The 6,697-nt window shown below is 68.7% G+C and carries 6 protein-coding genes; all 6 read right to left on the bottom strand.

All coding sequences use genetic code 11. The features are described from left to right. Positions 1–404: CNNM domain-containing protein (locus tag A5652_RS24255; RefSeq protein ID WP_156745523.1), on the bottom strand; the 404-nt coding region annotated here is incomplete at its 3' end. Beyond that, entirely contained in the window at positions 401–1,771 is a 1,371-nt protein-coding gene (locus tag A5652_RS24250) for a hemolysin family protein (RefSeq protein ID WP_067358009.1), read from the bottom strand. The genes A5652_RS24255 and A5652_RS24250, both read right to left, overlap by 4 nt. Before the next feature lie 246 nt (positions 1,772–2,017). Further along, complete coding sequence (locus tag A5652_RS24245) at positions 2,018–3,454, bottom strand: GuaB1 family IMP dehydrogenase-related protein (protein ID WP_067358006.1); 1,437 nt, start codon at positions 3,452–3,454, stop codon at positions 2,018–2,020. 52 nt (positions 3,455–3,506) lie between these two features. After that, positions 3,507–4,976, bottom strand: a complete 1,470-nt coding sequence (gene gndA / locus A5652_RS24240) for an NADP-dependent phosphogluconate dehydrogenase (protein ID WP_067358003.1) — start codon at positions 4,974–4,976, stop codon at positions 3,507–3,509. Positions 4,977–5,076: 100 nt separating this feature from the next. Continuing rightward, positions 5,077–6,027: a M56 family metallopeptidase gene (locus A5652_RS24235; RefSeq protein ID WP_067357999.1), complete on the bottom strand. Its 951-nt coding sequence runs from the start codon at positions 6,025–6,027 to the stop codon at positions 5,077–5,079. Between the two features lie 14 nt (positions 6,028–6,041). Further along, the gene (locus A5652_RS24230; protein WP_067357995.1) at positions 6,042–6,461 is read right to left on the bottom strand and encodes a BlaI/MecI/CopY family transcriptional regulator; all 420 of its coding nucleotides are present in this window, start codon (positions 6,459–6,461) and stop codon (positions 6,042–6,044) included. Between the last annotated feature and the right edge of the window lie 236 nt (positions 6,462–6,697).

Genomic DNA, 6,697 nt, shown 5'->3' with positions numbered 1-6,697 from the left:
GTGCGCTCCGGGCCGGCCAGTGCGATGTTCTTCGGCACCATCTCGCCCAACAGCACATGCAGCGTCACCACTATGGCCAGCGCGATCGCGAACGACAGCGTGTGCAGCAGAGCCGGGTGGATCCCGGTGAGCCCCAGCGCCGTTCGCAGCACATTGGACACCGCCGACTCACCGATCCGCCCGAGTAACAGCGATGCGGCCGTGACGCCCAACTGGGCACCGGCCAGCATGGACGGCAATTGCTCCCCGGCGCGGATCACCGTGACCGCGGCGGCTCTGCCCTGCTCGGCCAGCGCCTCGAGGCGGTCGCGCCGCGCCGAGATCAGCGAGAACTCCGCGCCGACGAAGAACGCGTTCACCCCGATCAGCAGGCAGGCCAGCAGCAGGCCCAGGGCGTCGCTCATCGGTGTGCCCCTGCCGCGGGGACTTCACCGTGACTGCTCAGTTCGACGAGTTCGAGCAGGTCGATCCGGCGTCCGTCCATCCGGATCACCGTTGCCTGCCAACGCGTCACCGCGTCCAGCAATCCGTTCGCGTCCAATGCCGGCAGCTTGACCGTGTCGCCGGCCACCGGAATGTGTCCGATCTCGCGCAACACGAGCCCGCCGATGGTCTCGTAGGGGCCCTCTGGCGCCCGAAAACCGATGGCGGTGGCCACCTCGTCGATGCGCAGCAAACCCGATACCCGCCAGCCGGTTCCGGCTGGCACCACGTCCGGAGTCGCGTCGTCGTGCTCGTCGCGAACGTCGCCGACGATTTCTTCGATCAGGTCCTCGACGGTCACCATGCCGGCGGTGCCGCCGTATTCGTCGACGACCAGCGCGGTCTGCAGGCTGTTGGCCCGGATCTCGGCCATCACCGCGTCGCCGTCCAGGGTTGACGGCACCTTCGGAACCGGTTGGGCCACCGTGATCAGCCGCGTGCAGCCGCGTTGGGTCCGTGGGATGCCGAACACCTGCTTGACGTGCACGATGCCGACCGTCTCGTCGAGGTCACCGTCGACGATGGGGAACCGGGAGAATCCGGACTCGGCGGCCGCGGTCACCAGGTCCGCGACCGTGTCGTCGGTCTGAAGCGCCACGATCTTGGATCGCGGCGTCATCAGCTCTTCGGCGCTCAGGGCGCCGAACTGTAGCGATCGCCGCACCAGCGCCGCCGTGGCGGGGTCCAGGGCGCCACTGCGCGCCGACGATCGCACCAGCGACAGCAGCTCTTGCGGGGATCGCGCCGACCGCAGCTCTTCGGCCGGTTCGACGCCGAGCCGGCGCACGATCCAGTTCGCCGCCCCGTTGGTCAGCCGGATCGCCGGGGTGAGCAGCAGCGAGAACGTCAGCTGGGCGCTCACGACGGCGCGGGCGGTCGACAGCGGACGCGCCACCGCCAAGTATTTGGGGACGAGCTCGCCGAACACCATCGACACCGACGTCACGATCGCCAACACCAGGACGGCCATGATGGCGTCGCCGACCTTGTCGGGTATGCCGATCGCATCCAGCCACGGGTGCGGCAAGTCTTCCACCATGGGATCGGTCAGGTAACCGGCCGCCAACGTGGTCACCGAGATGCCCAACTGGGCACCTGACAGTTGGAACGACAGCCGGTGGTGCGCGCGGCGGATCCAGCGGTCGCGGCGCCCGCCGCCGCGCGCGTTCGCCTCGACGGCGCTGCGGTCCAGGGTGGTCAGGGAGAACTCCGCGGCGACGAAGACAGCGTTGCCGAAGATGAGCACCGCGATCGCGACAATGCTGACAACGGTGACGGTGAGGTTCATGGCCCGCGCCGCCAGCCGGCCGAGGGGTCAGGCTCGATGAGCGGAGACGGCGCCGGAGGAGGCTCGTTTGACGGCCCGTGCGCCCGCGAGCCGATGGCTGGCACGGGTGCCTGCGGCACGTCGATCCTTTCGCTGCCCGGTGGCGGAGCGGTTGCGGTTGCGTCCGTCTTTGCTGTCTTATGCTAGCCCGGGCCGCGCCCGCGCGGCGCCGCCCAGCCGGGACCACGCCGGTCGCGCCCTACGCGGTCACCACCCCTGCGGCAGCGGATGTCCCTCCGCGAAGCCCGCGGTCGACTGCACTCCGACCACGACCCGCTCATACAGCTGCGCCAAGTTGGCGGCGCCGACATAAGTGCAGGTGCTGCGCACGCCCGAGGTGATGTGATCGAGCAAATCCTCGACGCCGCCGCGGGCCGGATCCAGCCCCATCCGCGACGTCGAAATGCCTTCCTCGAACAGCGCCTTGCGGGCCCGATCGAAGGCGGTGTCCGCGCCGCTGCGCGCGACCACCGCCCGTTTGGAGGCCATGCCGTAGCTCTCCTTGTACGGCTGGTCGTCGCGGTCACGCATCAGGTCCCCGGGCGACTCATAGGTGCCGGCGAACCATGACCCGATCATCACGTTGGACGCCCCCGCCGCCAGCGCCAGCGCCACGTCCCGCGGATGCCGGATGCCGCCGTCGGCCCACACATGTCCGCCCAATTCTCTTGCCGCCGAGGCGCATTCGATGACGGCAGAGAATTGGGGGCGGCCGACGCCGGTCATCATCCGGGTGGTGCACATTGCGCCAGGGCCGACCCCGACCTTGACGATGTTCGCCCCGGCGCCCAGCAGATCGCGGGTGCCCTCCGCCGAGACCACGTTGCCGGCGGCCAGCGGCACACCCAGCTGCAGCGCCGCGACCGTCCGGATCGCCTCGATCGTCTTCACCTGATGCCCGTGCGCCGTGTCGATGACCAACAAATCGATGCCCGCCTCGACCAGCGACCGCGCCTTGGCTCCGACATCGCCGTTGATGCCGACGGCCGCACCCACCCGCAGGCGGCCCCGCGCGTCGACGGCCGGGGTGTAGAGACCCGCACGGATGGCGCCGGTGCGGGTCAGCACGCCGGCCAGCGTCCCGTCGGCGTTCGTCACAACGGCGACACCGATGGGCGACTGTTCGAGGAGATCGAACACCTTGCGGGGATCGGTTCCCACCGGGGCGGTGACGAAGTCGGTGAGCGCGACGTCGCGCACCCGGGTGAAGCGATCCACGCCCAGGCATGACGATTCGCTCACCAAACCGAGGGGACGGCCCTCGAAGGTGACCACGGCGACACCGTGCGCACGCTTGTGGATCAGCGCCGTCGCATCCGAGACCGAGTCGTCCGGACCGAGCACCAGCGGGGTGTCGAGCACCAGATCGCGGCTCTTGACGAATTCCACCGTCTCCTGCACCGCGGTGATCGGGAGATCCTGCGGCAAGATCACGAGTCCGCCGCGCCGCGCGATCGTCTCGGCCATCCGGCGCCCCGCCACCGCGGTCATGTTGGCGACGATGACCGGGATCGTCGTGCCCGAGCCGTCATCGGTGGACAGGTCGACGTCAAAGCGGGACGCGACCTCCGAGCGGTTCGGCATCACGAACACGTCGTTGTAGGTCAAATCGTATGCGGGCCTGTGCCCGTCGAGAAACCTCATCGCAGTCGCCCCACCAATTCAAGCCCCCTTCACGCCCTCTGGTGTCGCCCGGCTACGCGGGCACTTCGGTGCGATCCCCGCTCCACAGTGTGTGGAAGCGCTTCTCCGGGTCGTCGTCGATCCGGCCGTAGGTGTGCGCGCCGAAGAAGTCCCGCAAGCCCTGGGTGAGCGCGGCGGGCAGCCGCTCGGTGCGCAGCGCGTCGTAGTAGGACAGCGCCGAGGCAAAGCCGGGGATCGGGATGCCGAGCTCGGTGGCCTTCACCACGACCCGGCGCCAGCTGTCGATGGATTCCTCGATGGCGCTGCGGAAGTAGGGCGCGACGATCAGGCTCGGCAGATCGGCGTCAGAGTCGAACGCCTCCTTGATGCGGTTGAGGAACTTCGCGCGGATGATGCAGCCGCCGCGCCAGATGGTCGCCATGTCGCCGGGCGTGATGTCCCAGTCGTATTCGGCGCTGCCGGCTTGGATCTGGTTGAAGCCCTGGGCGTAGGCGATGATCTTCGACGCGTATAGCGCCTTGCTCACGTCATCGATGAATTGTGTTGCGTCGCTTGGCTTCTCGCCCAGCTTACCGGAGGCCAGGCCGGTGGTGGCCTTGCGCTGGGCGACCGAGCCGGACAGGGCACGGGCGAACACCGCCTCGGCGATGCCGGTCACAGGAACACCGAGATCGAGCGCCGACTTCACGGTCCAGCGTCCGGTGCCCTTCTGCTCGGCCTCGTCGAGGATGAGGTCGACCAGCGGCTTGCCGGTCTTGGCGTCGGTCTGGCGCAGCACCTGCGCGGTGATCTCGATCAGGAAGCTGTCCAGATCGCCCTTGTTCCACTCGGCGAACACGTCGGCGATCTCGGGTGCGGTCTTGCCCAGGCCGTCGCGCAACAACTGGTAGGCCTCGCCGATGAGCTGCATGTCGGAGTACTCGATGCCGTTGTGCACCATCTTGACGAAGTGCCCGGCGCCATCGGGGCCGATGTGGGTGCAACACGGCACGCCGTCGACGTGGGCGGAGATCTCCTCGAGCAGCGGGCCCAGCGATTCGTAGGACTCGGCGGGACCGCCCGGCATGATCGACGGCCCGTTGAGCGCGCCCTCCTCACCGCCGGAGATGCCGGCGCCGACGAAGTGCAGACCGCGCTCGCGCATCGCCTTCTCCCGGCGGATGGTGTCGGTGTAGAGGGCGTTGCCGCCGTCGATGATGATGTCGCCTTCTTCCATGGCGTCGGCGAGCTCGTTGATGACGGCGTCGGTGGGGTCGCCGGCCTTGACCATGATCAGCACCCGACGCGGCTTCTCCAGCGCGTCCAGGAATTCCGCGATGGTCTCCGAACGCACGAACTTGCCCTCGTCGCCGTGCTCCTCGAGCAGCGCATCGGTTTTGGCGACCGAGCGGTTGTGCAGCGCCACGGTGTAGCCGTGCCGGGCGAAGTTACGGGCGATGTTGGAACCCATCACGGCCAGGCCCGTGACGCCGATCTGCGCGCTGCCGGTCGTGGAACTGGAGTGGGCATCCGACGAACTCATGTTTTCGCCTCTCAGTTTGGAGAACTTGCGGCAAAAGCCTTCGGTGACACTGTGGCACAGCGAACAGTTGAGCGCCCGGGGTGATCGGTGATCGACGGCGTCAGAGGTTGAGCAAGCGCTCGAGCTCGGTGAGCCACGGGACGGCCAGGGCGACGGTCGGCACCACGAATATCGCCGCCGCGGCCAGGTATGCGGCCGCCGACAACAGCGGGCTGTTGCCGCGTCCGCCCAGCCGGCGCACCCGCAGCACCGTGCTGGGGCCGCTGGCCGCGAGGGCTCCCGACGGGGCCCGGCCGGATGCGCATGCGACCAGCGCCCGCGCCAGGGGAGCGCGACCCGCGGCGCGGACCGCGGCGTCGTCGGCGAGCAGCTCGACCAGAAGCTGGACCGCGCCGAGCGCGTTGGCGCTGCGGACCAGCCGCGGGAAGGCCGCGTGCACGGCGGTGAACGCCTCCAGCACCAGGTCGTGTCGCGCCCGCAGATGGGCGCGCTCGTGGGTGAGAATCGCCTCGACTTCGGGGTCTGCGAGCGCGCTCAGCGCTCCCTCGCTGACGACCACGCGGCTGCGCACGCCAGGCAGGCAGTAGGCGAGCGGTTGCGGGACGTCCAGCACCCGAAGATCGCGCGTGCGCGCGCAGGGCTGAGACTTCGCCGCGCCGTGGCCGACTCCGACCAGATCGACCACCATCCGGTGGTGCGCCCGCCGTTTCCGGTTGGCGATGGCCACCCGGACCACGGCGACCATCAACCGGGCGCCGACCAGCAGGGTCAGGGCGAATACGCTGACGTAGAGCGTCCACAGCGGCCAGCCGAGGCGGTCCGCGGCGCCGACGATGCTGGTCGTGGGCCGTCCGTCGCGCCCGGGCACCAGTAAGCGGGTAGCGATCGCGATGCCGGCGCTAAACGCCGACAGGACCGCGGCCAGCGCAACGGCCTGCCAGAGCACCATTGCGGCGCGGGGAGCGCGCAGCGGCCAGCGCGCGTGTGCCAACATCGCCGGCACCGGACCGGTCAGTAGCACCGCGATGATGGTGAAAGCCAGCGCGGACACACTGTTAGTGTCCCTCAGCCCTCCGGGCCAGCGCCAGCAGATGTCGAGTTCTTGCGCTGATTGGCTTCCAATTCGGCGAGCGCTCGCCGCAGTGCCTCCGCCTCGTCGGCGCCGACGCGTTCGACGAAGTGCACCAGCGCGGCCTTTCTGCCGCCGGGATCTTCGGCCTGGGCCAGCGCGTCCACCATCAGTCCGGCGACCAGTTCGTCACGACCGTGCACCGGTGCGTACCGGTGTGCCCGGTCGTCACGGATCTGGGAGACCAGGTTCTTCTTAGCCAACCGTTGCAGCACGGTCATGATCGTGGTGTAGGCCAGGTCGCGCTGTGCGGACAACGCCTCATGGACCTGGCGAACGGTCTGAGGCTCGGGCGTGGACCACAGATGGTCCATGACGGCCCGTTCTAGATCCCCCAGCCGTGTCAGTTTGGCCATAGTTCGTTCATCTCCTGAGCGTCGAATCAAGAGTACTCCGGCTTACTACCGACGGTCGTACCGAAGCCTGACAAATTACTGTGTCGGTCCCCGAGCCCCGCCGCGAACAAGACGAACCATACCTTGCGAAGTTAGGGCAGCCTTGCCTATGCTGATCGAGTCGAGAGATACCGACCGTGTGAGCGTCCTGAGGGCTGCAGCGACCCCCGGTCTACTCGATCGGCGAGCCCCGTGCC

The organism is Mycobacterium sp. 1165178.9, assembly GCF_001673555.1.
Lineage (GTDB): Bacteria > Actinomycetota > Actinomycetes > Mycobacteriales > Mycobacteriaceae > Mycobacterium.
This window is presented reverse-complemented; position numbering and strand designations above follow the sequence as displayed.

What these genes read in the sequence shown, in the direction of transcription:
- A5652_RS24250 (WP_067358009.1), bottom strand. Translation starts at nt 1,771, where the DNA reads ATGAACCTCACCGTCACCGTTGTCAGCATTGTCGCGATCGCGGTGCTC.
- gndA (WP_067358003.1), bottom strand. Translation starts at nt 4,976, where the DNA reads ATGAGTTCGTCGGATGCCCACTCCAGTTCCACGACCGGCAGCGCGCAG.
- A5652_RS24245 (WP_067358006.1), bottom strand. Translation starts at nt 3,454, where the DNA reads ATGAGGTTTCTCGACGGGCACAGGCCCGCATACGATTTGACCTACAAC.
- A5652_RS24230 (WP_067357995.1), bottom strand. Translation starts at nt 6,461, where the DNA reads ATGGCCAAACTGACACGGCTGGGGGATCTAGAACGGGCCGTCATGGAC.